This window comes from Bradyrhizobium sp. 62, from assembly GCF_023073035.1.
GTDB lineage: Bacteria > Pseudomonadota > Alphaproteobacteria > Rhizobiales > Xanthobacteraceae > Bradyrhizobium.
Genome location: NZ_JADPIT010000031.1, coordinates 221,829 through 222,335 on the forward strand (window position 1 = coordinate 221,829; position 507 = coordinate 222,335).

Consider the following 507-nt stretch of genomic DNA (forward strand, 5'->3'; position numbering starts at 1 on the left):
AGTCACGGTGTACTTGAACGTATCCTGCCCGATTTCTCCCGTCTTCAGGCCGATGAACATGCCCTTCGGATCGTAGCTGAACGTGCCGTCCCCGTTGCTGACGACCTTGCCCTTCGTTCCGGTGGTGTCCAACACGAAGCTGTGGGTATCGCCGAGGTCGGGGTCGGTGTACGAGGCCGTCACCGTCTTCGCCGGGCCGTGCTCCTGCACATCGGCCGTGACGTCCTTCGCCACCGGAGCATCGTTCTCGCCCTTGATGGTGATCGTCACCGTCGCGGTCGATGAGGCACCGGAGCCGTCGGTCACGGTGTACTTGAACGTATCCTGTGCGGCCTCTCCGGCCTTCAGGCCGATGAAGACGCCATTCGGATCGTAGCTGAACGTGCCGTCGTCGTTGCTGACGACCTTGCCCTTGGTTCCGGTGGTGTAGATCGCGAAGGTGTGCGTGTCGCCGAGATCCGCGTCGTCGGTGTACGACACCGTCACCGTCTTCGCCGGGCCATGCTC

At 62.7% G+C, this 507-nt stretch carries 1 protein-coding gene; it reads right to left on the reverse strand.

Annotated elements, in window-relative coordinates:
* A partial coding sequence (locus tag IVB47_RS29015; RefSeq protein ID WP_247466458.1) for an Ig-like domain-containing protein occupies nucleotides 1-507 on the reverse strand: 507 nt, incomplete at both ends.